General features: G+C 56.6%; 14 protein-coding genes and 1 tRNA gene. 8 read left to right on the top strand and 7 right to left on the bottom strand.

The genetic code is table 11. The features are described 5' to 3' along the window. Positions 1-12: 12 nt before the first annotated feature. From AC2FIO_RS02695 to AC2FIO_RS02665, 7 genes are all read right to left on the bottom strand, one after another. Entirely contained in the window at positions 13-549 is a 537-nt protein-coding gene (locus tag AC2FIO_RS02695; protein WP_058277925.1) for a GNAT family N-acetyltransferase, read from the bottom strand. After that, positions 546-1154, bottom strand: coding sequence for a LysE family translocator (locus AC2FIO_RS02690; protein ID WP_496695468.1), 609 nt, complete (start codon positions 1152-1154; stop codon positions 546-548). The genes AC2FIO_RS02695 and AC2FIO_RS02690 overlap by 4 nt, the downstream gene beginning before the upstream one ends. Beyond that, positions 1151-1651 (bottom strand): GNAT family N-acetyltransferase, encoded by a 501-nt coding sequence (locus AC2FIO_RS02685; protein ID WP_496695466.1) that lies wholly within the window; start codon positions 1649-1651, stop codon positions 1151-1153. The genes AC2FIO_RS02690 and AC2FIO_RS02685 overlap by 4 nt, the downstream gene beginning before the upstream one ends. 84 nt (positions 1652-1735) lie before the next feature. Next, entirely contained in the window at positions 1736-2005 is a 270-nt protein-coding gene (gene rpmA, locus AC2FIO_RS02680; RefSeq protein ID WP_058271644.1) for a 50S ribosomal protein L27, read from the bottom strand. 11 nt (positions 2006-2016) lie between these two features. Then, positions 2017-2634 (bottom strand): 50S ribosomal protein L21, encoded by a 618-nt coding sequence (locus tag AC2FIO_RS02675; protein WP_058271645.1) that lies wholly within the window; start codon positions 2632-2634, stop codon positions 2017-2019. A gap of 208 nt (positions 2635-2842) precedes the next feature. Further along, on the bottom strand, positions 2843-3643 hold the full coding sequence (locus AC2FIO_RS02670; protein ID WP_496695464.1) for a DUF2059 domain-containing protein: 801 nt from the start codon (positions 3641-3643) through the stop codon (positions 2843-2845). Further along, positions 3643-4485, bottom strand: a complete 843-nt coding sequence (locus AC2FIO_RS02665; RefSeq protein WP_496695462.1) for a DUF2059 domain-containing protein — start codon at positions 4483-4485, stop codon at positions 3643-3645. The genes AC2FIO_RS02670 and AC2FIO_RS02665 overlap by 1 nt, the downstream gene beginning before the upstream one ends. Before the next feature lie 123 nt (positions 4486-4608). Between AC2FIO_RS02665 and AC2FIO_RS02660 the strand changes: the two genes are divergently transcribed. The 8 genes from AC2FIO_RS02660 (at position 4609) to AC2FIO_RS02625 (ending at position 14528) form a co-directional block, all read left to right on the top strand. Further along, positions 4609-4698, top strand: a tRNA-Ser gene (locus AC2FIO_RS02660). Between the two features lie 553 nt (positions 4699-5251). Then, a complete protein-coding gene (locus AC2FIO_RS02655) occupies positions 5252-6490 on the top strand; it encodes a hydroxymethylglutaryl-CoA reductase (protein WP_496695460.1) in 1239 nt (412 codons plus the stop codon). Continuing rightward, positions 6487-7398, top strand: a complete 912-nt coding sequence (locus AC2FIO_RS02650; RefSeq protein ID WP_496695458.1) for a UbiA family prenyltransferase — start codon at positions 6487-6489, stop codon at positions 7396-7398. The genes AC2FIO_RS02655 and AC2FIO_RS02650 overlap by 4 nt, the downstream gene beginning before the upstream one ends. Next, on the top strand, positions 7395-9851 hold the full coding sequence (locus AC2FIO_RS02645) for a PEP/pyruvate-binding domain-containing protein (protein WP_496695457.1): 2457 nt from the start codon (positions 7395-7397) through the stop codon (positions 9849-9851). Before AC2FIO_RS02650 ends, AC2FIO_RS02645 begins: the two co-directional genes overlap by 4 nt. Then, on the top strand, positions 9844-10944 hold the full coding sequence (locus AC2FIO_RS02640; protein ID WP_496695455.1) for a BtaA family protein: 1101 nt from the start codon (positions 9844-9846) through the stop codon (positions 10942-10944). Before AC2FIO_RS02645 ends, AC2FIO_RS02640 begins: the two co-directional genes overlap by 8 nt. Next, positions 10941-12272: a hypothetical protein gene (locus AC2FIO_RS02635; protein ID WP_496695453.1), complete on the top strand. Its 1332-nt coding sequence runs from the start codon at positions 10941-10943 to the stop codon at positions 12270-12272. The genes AC2FIO_RS02640 and AC2FIO_RS02635 overlap by 4 nt, the downstream gene beginning before the upstream one ends. Then, the gene (locus AC2FIO_RS02630) at positions 12269-13114 is read left to right on the top strand and encodes a hypothetical protein (RefSeq protein ID WP_496695451.1); all 846 of its coding nucleotides are present in this window, start codon (positions 12269-12271) and stop codon (positions 13112-13114) included. The genes AC2FIO_RS02635 and AC2FIO_RS02630 overlap by 4 nt, the downstream gene beginning before the upstream one ends. Further along, entirely contained in the window at positions 13107-14528 is a 1422-nt protein-coding gene (locus AC2FIO_RS02625) for an AMP-binding protein (RefSeq protein ID WP_496695449.1), read from the top strand. Before AC2FIO_RS02630 ends, AC2FIO_RS02625 begins: the two co-directional genes overlap by 8 nt. Positions 14529-14638: the final 110 nt, after the last annotated feature.

Below are 14638 nucleotides of genomic sequence, written 5' to 3'. Positions count from 1 at the left end.
ATCGGCCACAAGTCAGAGTTTTTTACTATATGTCCAGGTGGGCACATTCGCATCGCGCGCCACCGAGTAACTTTCGGCATCACCCAGATACTGGAACCCACAATGGGTCAGAACCCGGGCCGAGGCAGGATTGTCCTGAAACACGCTGGCAAACAAATTCGAGTTTTCAAGCGGGTTAGCTTTCACCAACATCTCAACGGCCAGTGAGGCTACGCCTGTATTCCAGTAAACAGGCGCCACCCAATAGCCAACTTCGGACTGATTGCGATCCAGCCGTGTAAGCGAAATCAGACCAATCAGTTCCGGCCCACCATCTTTGGTGGCGTCCATCGCCCAGACGTCCTCATCCCGGTCTTCAGCCATCGAACGCGTCACAAACGCCTCGACCGACCCCGGTGGCAGCGGATGCGGGATCGACGTGGTCATACGTGCCACGCGCTCATCGCCTGCATAATGCTCGATGAGACCCATATCCGACCGGCGCAAGGGGCGCAGATCGAACCGCTCGGTTTCGAGGACCGGCTGGTTTATTATTGTCTCGAGTTTCATGAGTGCGTTCCTCCTCCGAACAACACAAAAAATACGGACGCAACAGTGAGACTCGCTAACGTCCACATCAGATATTTTTCTACGGGCCGACCTTCAACCACGTGGGCAATTCTATCTCCGGCAAATGTCCAGATTGGGTGTAAAACCGCCTGGCAAAGCAATAAACAGAGAGCGATCGTGAACGTCGCGTTAAAGCTGGGCGTGCCAACCGCAACGAACCCGGTAAAACCGGCTATGATCATGGCCCATGCCTTTGGGTTAAGGGGATGAACGATCAGCCCCGCCCAAAAACCGGGCACGTCTCCAGTGGTTTCACTGCGCGAAAGACGCAGGTTCGCGATCTTCCAGGCCAGCCAGCAGATATACGCCGCCGAGGCGTATTTCAGGACCGAAAAGACAATCGGTGCCTGATCCGCGAGTTGCAGCAGACCAAAACCAACGGGCCAGATGATCAGCTGTTTGCCCAGGATCACTCCGGCCACAAACGGCAGAGCCGCCCGAATCCCATAGCGTGCACCTGTGCCCAGCAGAACCATATTGGCGGGTCCGGGCGTTCCGACCTGAGAGGCTGCGAAGATCAGGAAACTAGTTGTTGCAACGGTCATTGCATCGCCTCCCAGTCCACACGACGCAGCAAAACGTCCTGAATTATCACATCTTCGTTGGTCGACCGCGCCGTCGCACGATGCTGGCCATTTGGTTTGAACCCAAGTTTTGACAAGACCGCCTTGGACCGTTCGTTGCCGACATGATAACCCGAGGTCAGTTTCTGCTGATCAGCCGCAAAGAACCTCGAAATCATCGCGCGGGAAGCTTCGGTCACATAGCCCTGCCCCCAGAACGCTTTGGCAACCCAATACCCCAGCTGGGATCCGGTCGAGATACAGCCGATAAGGTTCCCTTCCCGAGTAATGGCAAAGGCATCATGCTCGGAAGCCATTTCGTCAACAAATTCGGTCGAATGCGCGTTCTCATAGGGGTGCGGTACAACCGTCAACCAGCGCACCACGTCCAGATCGTTCAGAAGAGTGACAAGACGCGACGAGTCCTCACGCCGAAACCGACGCAAGACAAGACGCTCTGTTTTTATCACTTCGGTCATGGGACCGCTCCTGAAAACGAGAAAGGGGACCGGCACTTTCTGCCGGTCCCCCATGAAATTTTCTTAAACCTTCTGGGTTTCGGCTTACTCTGCGGCCTCCGCCACTGGCAGGACCGAAATAAAGGTGCGGTTTTTCAGTCCCTTGTGGAACTTCACGGCGCCATCCACGGTTGCAAAGATGGTGTGATCTTTGCCCATGCCTACGCCTTCGCCCGGCCAGAACTTGGTGCCGCGCTGACGCACGATGATGTTGCCTGAAATGGCGGCCTGGCCACCATACAGTTTCACGCCAAGGCGGCGACCAGCTGAGTCGCGACCGTTACGGGAGGAACCGCCAGCTTTTTTATGTGCCATTCTGTCTCTCCTTAGCCTTTAGCCAGATCTTTGGCCTGCTCAACCCATTCGGGTTTCACTTTGACCGTTTCGATAGCAGCAATCTGATCGTCCGACAAGGCGGCCAGAGCGGCAAAGCTCTCGATACCGGCTTCGGCCAGCTTCTTGGCAGCGGCGGGGCCGACACCAGTCAACTGAGTCAGATCGTCAGCGGCAGCAGCTGCGGCAGGTGCCTTTGCTTTGGCTTCAGCTTTCTTGGCAGGCTTTTTTGCCACGGGGGCAGCTTCGCCAGCCGGCGCCGAACCGGTTGCAGCTTTGATGCCCGACTTGTCGGCGCCTGACGCCAAAATGTCGGTGATCTTGACCAGAGTCAGCTTCTGACGGTGGCCAACGGTACGCTTCGAGCTGTGCTTACGACGGCGTTTTACGAAGTTGATGACCTTGTCACCTTTGATCTGTTCGATCACTTCGGCCTGAACGCCTGCGCCTGCGACGAACGGTGCACCGACAACCGGAGCGTCGCCGCCCAGCATCAGAACATCGTTGAATTGAACTGTTTCACCTGCGTCGGCAGCCAATTTTTCAACGCGGAGGATATCGCCCGCTTGAACTTTGTACTGCTTGCCGCCAGTCTTGAGGACCGCAAACATGCGTCTTTCCTTTGTCTAATCGCGTTCTATGGTCCCCGACCGGGCGTTTTTGGCTTTCGCCACCTCGAACAGCGCGCCCTTTTCGGGCTGTGTGACGACCCGTGGGACAAGGTCCTAGGGTCAATAATAACGACACCCGGCGCGGAAAACCGGCCGGGATGCGCGCTTATCCACAGAATAATCGGCAAAGTCAACATCAAATACAGGATCAAAGATCCGATGCGCCAAGCGCCCGTGAGACCGCCTGTCCCAGTTGAAAATAGATCTGGTCATACATCTTATCGAAACCATCGAAAAAGGCCTCGTTTACGGCGCGCCCGGTCTCAGTTCGGGAAAAAGCAATGTTCTCCCGCATCTGAGCCTCATCGAGCGGTTGATAGGCCACCAGAAGGAAGGAATACAACCAGATGCGGTTTTCCTCGGTAAGCCTGTCCTTGTCCGACAAAAGCTGCGCCAGAATATCCTCAGAGCTGGTTCCGGCATCCGCGCTGAGGCCGCGAAAAAAGTTATAATCCGAACTAAGCGAGCTTTGTACGTTCTTTTCGATTAGGTCATTGACTTCGATATACTCGCCGACCAGCCCGTAAAGTTGGGTGCCGCCTGCCCCATTCAGATAATTTTCACGCGCCATGTCCTTGATGGTTTCATCCGCGAAGGCCCTTCTGGCCGAGTTTTCCAGAGTTATAACGGTTTGCCCGACATCACTTTCAAAGAACAGGATGGCGCGATCCATCTGGCTGGCTGTCAGGCTGACCTCAAAAATCCCTGAAATTTGCTCCTGCATCCACTGTGGATCATAAATTTCGTCCACCTGATCATCAAAAAACGGCCCGCCGTCACCACCCAGAAATGTGTCGTTCAGGTCTTTCGCCTGTGCCAAACCTTCGTCGCGCAGGATATCGACGACCTGCTCCAATTGAAGTGCCAGCATGAGGCGTTCAACCCGCTCGGACGCTGCCAGTGGCATGGCTGACAGAAACACGGCGAAACAAGCAGCGATCAGGCGCATCAGATATCCTGGGCCGGATGTAGTTCCGCCATACGCGCGGCCAGATCTTCAAACCTCATGGCCATGATTTCGTATTGAATGGCATTCAGCAGCTCATAGACTTCTTGCATCAAAGGCTGCTCCAAAGCCTCAGCATAGGCGACGACCTCAGAATCCGAGAAGTCCTGATAGGTATAGGCTGCCCCGGCAAGTGCGGACAGCTGCAAAGCCTGACGCATGCCGGTCTCATTGCGCTTCATCATCTGACGCAGCTCATCCGCGCCCAGTTGCAAGTCGATCACCCCCGAGGCGCTGGCAGCGAGCAAAAAGCGCACCTGAATTTCCTGCAGCGCACGCAATGCCGTCCCGCTGGAATCAATTGCATTGTTCATGCGTTTCAGATTTTCGACCCGTTTCGATCCACCCTTGATCAGGTCCGAGACGATTTTCTGCCCTTCAAGTTGCTTGGCATCGTCATCTTCAACCATGTGCGATGCATTCTCGGACTCGACCAGCCGTTGCCCAAGATCGGATGCATAAAACTCGACCGCATGGGTCAGAGCTTCATCGCTCAACGTTTGTTCCAGAATAGACACGGCTGTTTCGCGCATTTCCTTGGTATCAAAGACCTCTTCGGTCAGGCGTGTCCAGTCGGACCCAAACCCATCAGGATCGATCCCCAACATTTGCGGGGCTGAGGCCGAGGCCAGAGCGATGCTTTCAAGTGCAACGTCGAACCCGGTTGTTGTCAAAAAGGCTTCGATCCGATCCCGTCCGGCAGCAAATGCTTGCTGCGACCCGGAAATCACGAACAGAACGGCGGCGAATAGCGGCAGGATAGTTTGGCGTAAAGGATATGTCATACCTATGAGCCTAGGGGAAATACCGCGTCAGGCAACGGAAAATCCCGCCTTTGTCATTTTCAGGAATTTTCTGCTTGCACCCCCGCGCGTTCCTCACTAAATCCCCCCCTCACAGACCCCCGCGGAGAGGTGCCGGAGTGGTCGAACGGGGCGGTCTCGAAAACCGTTGTGGGTGCAAGCCCACCCAGGGTTCGAATCCCTGTCTCTCCGCCACTATCCCAAGACCGCCACATACCCTGGTCAACGGTGCGAAGCATCACTCACTATCGGTGTTCTTTTCGTCAAACAACAGAGGGGTCTGTGTTCAGAAATACCAAATCAGCTTTTTTCAGTTTCAGCAAATATATCTGCACAGGTGAGCGAGCTTCTTCCTGCAGCCTCTATTCGGCCACACCGGACATTCGATCATTCCTATATTACGCAGGGCGGCAGCAAATCCTATTTGTCTCTCTATCAACACTTCAAGCAGCTAAACTTTTGAATGGATTACATCCAAGTTTTGGGCTCTTGCTGATATGCTCGCAAGAGTGTTCGGCTCTCACGATCTGTGCTTGTTTTGGCAATAGATACGCTTATCGAACAGAAAGAACTATCAAACGCAACATATACGAGACCCTTTCGGATCAAATACTTGATAAAAGAAAATTTGGCTGGTCATTAGTCGATCTATTAGTAACTTGCATACGCATCAGATTGTGATTGTAATCGCTTATTGCGGAAAATCTATTGGAGTGCACTCTTGATAATTCCGTTTCATGTTCGGGAAATGCTTCAACGCATCAGGGCACGATTTGACGCTGATCAGATACCGAAACAGATGGCACCCAATAATGCCGAGTTTTCAACACTGCGCCCGTCCCGCAAGCCTACACAAGAGATGGTCGCGCGTTTTTGGGAGCAGCTGAAACCCACGGCCAGCGACGAGGATCAAGCGCAAATCGCTGATCCGGAAACGGTAGAAGCTGCCGAAACCTATGGCACCAATATTGAGAACTTTATCGGCACGGTTAAGCTTCCTGTCGGGGTCATTGGACCCTTACGCTTGAACGGAATGAACGCAAACGGCGATTTTCATATCCCCCTTGCAACTACCGAGGCAGCGCTGGTCGCGTCTTACGCCCGTGGCGCTTATGCCGCCACCCGGTCGGGCGGTGTCAGTACAGCTGTTTTGTACGAAGGTGTTCTGCGGACACCAGCGTTTGTTTTCGAGAGCCTTCTTAAGGCCGGGCAATTTGTGGATTGGGTTGTGACAAATGTCGACATACTCAAATCTGCGGCCGAAGCGACGACCCGTCATGGCAAGCTTGTATCGCTGGAGCCTTTCATTGATACAAACGTCGTTTTTTTGATTTGCCGCTACACCACAGGTGATGCAGCGGGTCAGAATATGGTGACCATCGCCACCGACGCCTTGTGCCACGCAATCGCGGATAGCTGCCCTGTCGCGATTGAGAACTGGTATGTCGAAGGTAATTTTTCGGGGGATAAAAAGGCTTCGGCGCTGGGGCTGGTGACGGGGCGCGGGCGTAAGGTCAGCGCCTCGGTCACGCTTCCGGCTGAGGTTGTCAAAAAGACGCTTGGAACGACGGTCGAGGCGATGCTTGACTATGGCCGTGTCGCCAATCTGGGGGCGCTTTTGTCCGGCCAATTTGGGGCGCAGGCGCACTATGCCAACGGGCTGGCGGCATTCTACATTGCAACCGGACAGGACGCGGCCTGCGTTGCCGAAAGCGCAATGGGAGTCACGCGAATGGAACCTAGGGGCGACGATCTTTTCTGCTCGGTGACGCTTCCTAACATTCTGGTTGGCTCGGTCGGCGGGGGCACTGGATTGCCCAGCCAGGCAGCAGCGCTGAACATACTCGGCTTACGGGGCAGCGGGAGTGGGACAGCTTTAGCTGAAGTGGCCGCGGCCACGTGCCTGTGCGGTGAAATCTCCATCGTCGCCGCGATTGCTGCAGGCCATTTTACCCGCGCCCATGAAAGTCTGGCCCGCCACAGATGAGCATTCAGAACCGATTCTGGATTTATCAATCCGAGCGTTTTCCGCTGAAGAAAACCGTCCCTCTGCTGCTGGTGTTTTCCTCGGCCAGTATCTGCGTGTCCGCCCGTCTGGCAGACCGCCCCCTACCCGAATGGCCCGCCTTTGCCGTCGGCTTTGTACTGGCCATGGCGTTGTTCTTCCAGATGCGGGTCTGTGACGAGTTCAAGGACGCCGAAGACGACCGGCGCTACCGGCCCGAAAGGCCGATCCCACGCGGATTGGTCTCACCGGGCGAAGTTCTGAGCCTGGGTTTGCTGACCATTCCAGTGGCTTTTACGGCTGCCTGGTTCTGGCACACGTCGGTTTTGTGGCTGTTGGGCGCGGTTTGGATCTGGCTCGTGGCGATGACTGTCGAATTCGGTGTCCCGGCCTGGCTGAAGGCGCGGCCGGTTTTTTACCTGCTAAGCCATATGGCGATCATGCCCTTGATTGATCTGTTGCTGACCGGTCTCGAATGGCTGCCGGCAGGCGGTGCGGCACCCTCTCTGTGGCTGTTCCTGGCGTTGTCCTTTGTGAATGGCTGCGTCCTTGAGATCGGGCGCAAACTGTGGGCTCCTGAAAACGAGATTACCGGTGTCGACACCTATTCCGCCCTATGGGGTCCGCGTCCGGCCGGGCGTATCTGGATCGGCTGCGTCCTGCTGTCCTACGCGCTTCTTGTCGGCACGGGCAGCGCCACAGGCGTTGGCTGGCCAAGTGCCCTGATCGGCGCGCTGGCGCTGGTTCCCTGCGGGGCTGCCGCGTTCCGCTATAGTCAGTCACCAACTGAGAAAGCCCAGAACAGGATGGACACTGTTTCCGGCCTTTGGGTGTTTTTTTGCTATGCCACGGCTGGTTTCCTGCCCTTCTTGTTCGGAGCCGCTGTATGACTTTCATCGTCGCCCAAAAGGATGCCAACGATGTCTCGGTTGTCGGAGGCAAAGCGGCGGTACTGTCGCATCTGACGCAGCACGGTTTTTCCCCACCCGAGTTCTTTGTCATCACTAATGACGCATTTCGCATGGGGCAGTCCGGGCCCATCGCGAAAAAGGGCCTGCGATCGGCTGTGACCTGCGCACTTAAAACGCTTGGGCCCGGGCCTTACGCGGTGCGCAGCTCTGGCCGGTCCGAAGATGGCGTGGATCACAGTCACGCGGGACAGTTCGAGTCTGTCCTGAACGTTCCTGGCAAGAGTGTGATCGCAGCGGCCAAGCAGGTGTGGCAATCCGGTTTCTCGGCAACGGTCGAAACCTACCGGGCGGTCAAATCCGGCGGCCAAGCCGAGGCTCCTGCGATCATCGTACAATGCATGGTCGATGCAAAGACGGCCGGTGTCGCCTTTTCCGCCGATCCGGTCAGTGGTCGGCGCAATGTGGTCGTGATCTCGGCCATTGAAGGCCTTGCAGACCAGCTTGTGTCAGGTGAAGCGGACGGAGAGGACTGGATCATCGGTGCGGATGGCACACCGGAAAGCGCACCAGACACCCCAACACATTTGACCGTGAACGAGGCGCAATCCATCGCGGCCCTTGCCCAAAAGGCCGAAGCTCTGTTTGGATCACCTCAGGACATCGAATGGGCCATTGATGCGCAAGGGCTACATATTTTGCAGGCTCGACCGATCACCACGGCCTTACGTCCTGTGCCGCTCGAAGACCAGACACTTACTATTTTTGACAACTCCAATATCGTCGAAAGCTATCCGGGCATCGTCAGCCCGCTGACCTATTCTTTTGCTCTGCATGTGTATTCTCAGGTGTATCGCGCTTTCGTCGGGCTGTTGGGCGTGTCGCGGCACACGGTTGCCCGGAACCCAACTGTGTTTGACAATTTGCTGGGGCGGGTGGATGGGCGTGCCTATTACAATCTGATCAACTGGTATCGCGCGCTGGCACTGTTGCCCGGGTTTTCACAGAACCGCGACTATATGGAAACGATGATGGGCGTTTCTGAACCGATGCCGCGTGAGGTCACGGATGCTCTTGCTCCGCCCCCCACCACTGGTTGGATCAGGGTCGTGGAATACGCGAAACTCGCCAAGGTTGCGGGCGGTCTGATCTGGCAGGCTGTCCGGCTGCCGCAGACCCGGCGCAATTTTTATCACAGGCTGAACGACATATTGCAGGCGGGGCTGGATGTGAACACCTCCAACGCTACCGAGCTGGCGGCCGAGTACCGGCGCATCGAAAGCACCTTGCTGGATCGTTGGGACGCCCCACTGATCAACGATTTTCTATGCATGATTGCCTTTGGCGGCTCGCGCAACCTGCTGCAAAAGTGGCTGGGTGAGGACGGATTGACCCTGCACAATGACCTCATGATCGGGCAAGGCGATATCGTTTCGGCAGAACCCGCTCAGCGCATTGCCCAAATAGGAAAGCTGGTTCGGGAGGCAGGTCTTGCCACAACTTTGAAGGCCAACGCGCAGCTGTCGGTTTTGTCCGGGAACCGGCAAATCGAAGCCGAGGTTGATGCGTATCTTGAAAAATTCGGCGACCGGTGCACCGAAGAGCTCAAGTTGGAAAGCGTTCCGCTGCGCGACAATCCGACCAGCCTTTTGCTGGCCATTGCAGCCAGCGCGGAGCGCCCCCCGCCCGGGCGTCAGGAAGGAGCCGAGCCGGATTGGCAAGCGTTGTTTCCGACAAACGCCCTCAAACGGCAGTCGGCCAAATGGATCCTGGGCTGGACCAAGGCTCGTGTGCGCGACCGCGAAAACCTGCGTTTTGAACGCACGCGAATCTTTGGTTATGCTCGGCGTGTGTTTTTGGGTATCGGCCGGGAATTCGCCGCCCACGATCTGCTTTCATCACCAAAGGATGTGTTTTTCCTGACAACACATGAGGTTCTCGGAGCAGTCGAAGGCTATAGCCTGTCACCTGATCTGAAAGGCATCGTTGCGCGGCGCAAACAAGAGGATGAAGCCTCATCCCGACGCCCCGACCCGCCGGAACGCATCGAAATCCGTGGTCCCGCCATCGCGCCGATCTGGTCCGAATGCGTGGAACTCGAGGTGGACACGGCACGAGTGAAGCACGGCACGGGCTGTTCTGCAGGACAGGTCAAGGCGCGTGCGCGTGTGATCCGCGATCCACGCACTGAGGCCCTGGACCCCGGAGACATTCTGGTGGCGCGCCACACCGACCCGGGCTGGATCGCCGTATTCTCAAACGCATCGGCCATCATTGTCGAACGGGGCTCGTTGTTGTCGCATTCGGCCATTGTGGCGCGCGAGCTTGGTATCCCCTGCGTGGTTGGCCTGAAAGGCGCCACGCACTGGATCGAGGATGGCGAGATGATCTCGGTCGACGGGGCAATCGGCGCGGTGGAGCGGTGCGATGAGTAGCAGTGAGATTGCACAAAAAGCGGATTTCGACCATATCCGCTATGCCCAACTGTGGGAGGACGCAGATGTCCTGACTTCTGCACTGGGCGACTGTACGGGTAAGACATTGGTGTCCATCTGCTCGGCCGGTGACAATGCGCTGGCGATGCTGACACTCGATCCCTCGCGCGTCGTGGTTCTGGACCTGTCACCGGCGCAGATCGCCTGCCTCAAACTCAGAATCGCGGCCTATCAGCGGCTGACTCATTCCGAATTCATCGAGCTTACTGGCTCGCGTCCAAGTACCCGACGGGATGCATTGCTGGGCCGGGTTTTGGATGCCACAGATGCCGACACGCGCGCCTTCTGGGAGGCTCTGACTCCGGAGGTCGAAAAATACGGTATTGGGGGCGTCGGCAAATTTGAACGCTATTTTCGCGTCTTTCGGACCCGGCTTTTGCCGCTGGTGCATTCACGCCGAACCATCGACGAAGTGTTCACTCCACGCAGCCCAGAAGCACGGAAAACCTTTTTCGACACGCGGTTCAACACATTCCGTTGGCGTCTTCTGCTGAACATCTTCTTTTCTCGCTTCGTCATGGGGCGCATGGGCCGGGACAGCGCATTTTTCGATCATGTCGAAGGCAGCCCGGCCCAACATGTCGCCCGCCGCATCCGTCATGCGGGGGTCGCCACCGATCCCTCGCAAAATCCCTATCTGCATTGGATACTCAAGGGCGACCACGGTGACGCGCTACCATTGGCATGGCGTCCCGAACATTATGAGACCATCCGATCCCGGCTGGATCGTTTGGACATCCGCCTCGGGTCGCTGGAGGCTTTTGTGTCGGCCGGTGAGAAAGCCAGCGGGTTCAACCTTTCCGACATTTTCGAGTACATGTCGCTCGAAACCTTCCGACAGGTTTACGGTGCCATCCTAACCGCCGCAGAGCCACACGCCCGACTGGTCTATTGGAACATGATGGCACCCCGGCGGGTTCCGCCGGAATACAGGGATCAGATAGACACCCTGACCGATATCGAAACGCAGCAGAAAGCCCGTGACATGGCATTCTTCTATTCGGATTTCGTCGTTGAAGAGGTGCAGCCGTGACCGTTCCTGGGCAGGTTCTGCTGGCGGCGGGGTCCGTATTGGCTCTTGTCGGAGTAATGATGGTCATCCGAAATCTGGCCAACACGGCGGGCTTGAGCGCCGAAGTGCAGCGCAAGCTGATGCATGTCAGTACGGGCCTCTTTGCGTTGCTACTGCCCTGGCTCTTTCCCGATCGCTGGCCGGTTTACATGCTGATCGCAGCCACAATGCTGGTGATGCTTGTGCTGCGCCTACCGCGTTTTTCATCGGGTCTTGGCGCGACCCTACACGGGGTGGAACGCACATCCTACGGAGACTTTCTACTCGCCTTATCCGTTGGGCTTTGCTTCTTGCTGGCGGGCGAAAACACGTTGTTCTACTTGCTGCCAATCGCAGTTCTGACACTCGCAGATGCCGCCGCGGCGCTTGCCGGGACCGCGTATGGAACCAAACGCTACGTGGTGGAAGATGGCGACAAGAGCTTAGAAGGGTCAGTGGTGTTTTTTGTCGTAACGCTATTGGTTGCGATCATCTGCTTCTTATTCTTGTCGAAACTCCCGCCATCTAACGTCATGATGTTGTGTCTTATGGTTGCGGCCTTTGGCACATTGGTCGAGGCGCAAAGTTGGCGGGGGTTTGATAACTTGTTCCTGCCGCTTGGCTTGCTAATTTTTCTGAACGGCCACTATCACAGCTCTTTGGCAGAGCTCGCCCTGTTGGCTGCCATGTTTTTTGCCGCCCTTGCCAGTTTCGGCGTGGTGGGAACCAAGCTGGGCCTGACCAAGCATACGACCCGTGTGTATGTTGTCGCGGTTTTTTTGCTGCTTGCGGCCGCTAAACTGCAGAACACAGTACTGCCGATTATGGTTCTTGCCGCACATGGCTGGGCGCGCACCGCTTCTCCTTGTGACAGTAAGTACCCCGATCTGGATATCGTAGCCGCCTTAGGGTTTTTGGGATTCGGTTGGCTTGCGGCAGGAAATGCAACGGGATGGGATGCGATTTCTTTTTTTGGGCTCAGTGCGATGGGGTTGGCTATGGGGCTCACTGCTGTGGCGCTGTGTGCCAATCCTATTGCGATACCGTTTGCTGCGGCTTTCCTGTTCATAATTCGGACTTGGGCTGTTTCCCAGAATTCTGAACAGTCGAACTGGGCTGAGCCGTTGACGGCTCTGACCCTGCTCTCACTGCTGTGCACAGTTGCGGTTCCATTGGCCCGGCCACACTGGTTCGGAAAAGACCGGGTTCTTAGGTTGACGCTGTTGGCCCTCGCCCTGCCCTTGCTCTCCTATGTTTGGGTCGTTGCTGGATCGCTTGGAGCGCGGTTCTTTGCCGGAGTGGTTTCATGACCAAAGAGACCATCAAAACGGCTGATGCTAAGCTGACCGTGTATCTGAACGGCCCAAACTGGGACGGCGTTCCCGCCGCAACCTTCGGTGATTTTTCCTGCAAAACCCCCGAGGCCGGCGCCGAAATCCTGCAAAAGGGGACGCTGCTGGTCATAGACGCGGGCCTCGACCGGATCATCGGGCCGATGTCTGGCGATACCTGGCACAGTTACCGGTTTGTCTCGCGCAGCGACGGGTCTGCTCCGTTCCTGATGGAACCCACCAATAAACCTCATGAGCCCAAGGTGTTCCGGTCGGCAGGATTTACAGAGATCAGCCGGTACTTCTCGGCCCGAGTCCCACTGCAGGCCGCCGCCCGGTCGGCACCGCCGGAAACCGAAGGGTTCGTGGTGGAAGAGTGGGATGGAGCAGATCCCGAGGCCCTGTTCCGCCAGGTATTCGAACTTTCAACCCGAGCATTCTCAAAGAACGCATTCTACAAGCCGATATCCGAGGCGGATTTTCTGGCCATGTATATGCCGGTTGTGCCAATGATGAAGCGCGAGTTGATCCTGTTTGCGCGCCGCCGCGACGGGTCATTAGCCGGGTTTCTGTTCGGCATTCCCAACTTTGCCGAAGGCCCCGATCCGACATCCGCAATCCTTAAGACCTATGCAAGTCTCGAACCCGGCGCCGGGCGGCATCTGGCACACAGGTTCCACAAGACGGCATTCAGCATGGGGTACGACACCGCCATTCATGCGCTGATCCATGATGACAACAGCTCGGCCGACCGCAGTGCCGCGGAAGGTTCAACGATTTTCCGGCGATATTCCCTGCTTGGGCGGAAGCTGAATGGCTGACCTGCTCGCCCATTTTTCGGCTGCGGTTGAACGTTTTCCGGACAGGACCGCAATAGTGGACGGCAAGGGCCGCCAGATTAGTTTTCAAACCCTGCACACGCGGGTTCAGCACTTGGCAGGTAGGTGGCAGGACAAGGGTATCCAAACAGGTGATCGTGTTCTTTTGGCCATGCCTGTCGATGCGGACCTTTATGCAAGTCTAGCCGCCCTATGGTCCCTTGGCGCCACTGTTGTCTTGCCGGAACCGGCCATGGGGTTGGCCGGTCTGCGTCATGCCGCCCGGACCACGAATCCAAAAGCGTTCTGTGCAGCGGGCGCGTATTCTTTGCTAAAATTTCTGATTCCGAACCTTTGGTCCCTACCTCTGCTGAAGCCGGGGGAAAGTCGCTGCGATCCGGTGGTCCATGAGGTTCGACCGGAGGATATCGCCCTTATTTCTTTCACCTCCGGGACGACGGGCCAGCCGAAAGCCATTCCCCGCTCGCATGCATTTCTGATGGCGCAGCACGATGCCATCGCGCCCCTCCTCGCCAGCAACAATGCCGAGCGCGATCTGGTGGCCTTTCCGGTGTTCACACTGATCAATCTGGTGGCTGGGCGCACAAGTGTTCTCCCGAACTGGAAGTTGAGCAAGCTGGACCGCTTGTCGCCGGAACAGTTGGACAGCTGGATCCATGTGCAGCAAATCACCCGAACCCTCATCCCGCCGTCGCTGTGTGAAAAACTTGCCCAATCCGGCGACACCGGTCCGTTGCACACGGTGTTCACGGGCGGTGGCCCGGTGTTTCCGGACCTGGTGGAGACGTTGAGAGACCGGTACAAGCTTTCGGTTGTTTGCGTCTACGGATCGACCGAGGCTGAACCGATTGCCCATCTCGACGTCAGGGACATCTCGGAGGAGGATTACCGTCGGATGTCCGGTGGCGATGGGCTTCTCGTCGGATATCCAGTGCCTGAGATCACGCTCCGTATTTGCGACAATGAAATTCAGGTCGCTGGGGCGCATGTGAACAACGGTTATCTTGATCCGGCCCAATCAGCGGATAACAAAATTAAAGAAGGTGGCGTCATTTGGCACCGAACCGGTGATGCTGGCACATTGGACGAACTCGGACGATTGTGGTTGTGGGGGCGGATGGGGTCCGAAATTGAAGTGCACTCGGGTTCACTTTTTCCCTTCGCAATCGAAGTCGCGGCAAGGCAATGGTCGGGTGTAGAACACTGCGCACTAATAAATACGAATGAAGGCCCGGCTCTTTGCGTTCAAGGGTTACCTGGTCAAGTTGAGGCTTGGAGTAGTTGTGCGCTTGGCTTTGGTGTCCCCAAGGTGATTTCAATTGACAAAATCCCCATGGACAAGCGTCACGCCTCCAAAGTTGATCGCGCGAAACTTGAACGCATCTTGGGTTATTGATGAAAAATGGGCCGAAACCGCACCGTTTTTAGTTGGTCGGGAAATTCAAGCCTGAGTGTCCGCGCTCGCAATGCGAGAAATAGGGCTTAATTCGCGCGGTGAACGGCAGC

The organism is Ruegeria sp. CDSB086 (assembly GCF_059611065.1).
Note: the sequence above shows the minus strand (reverse complement) of the source record. Positions and strands in the feature narration are given on the sequence as shown.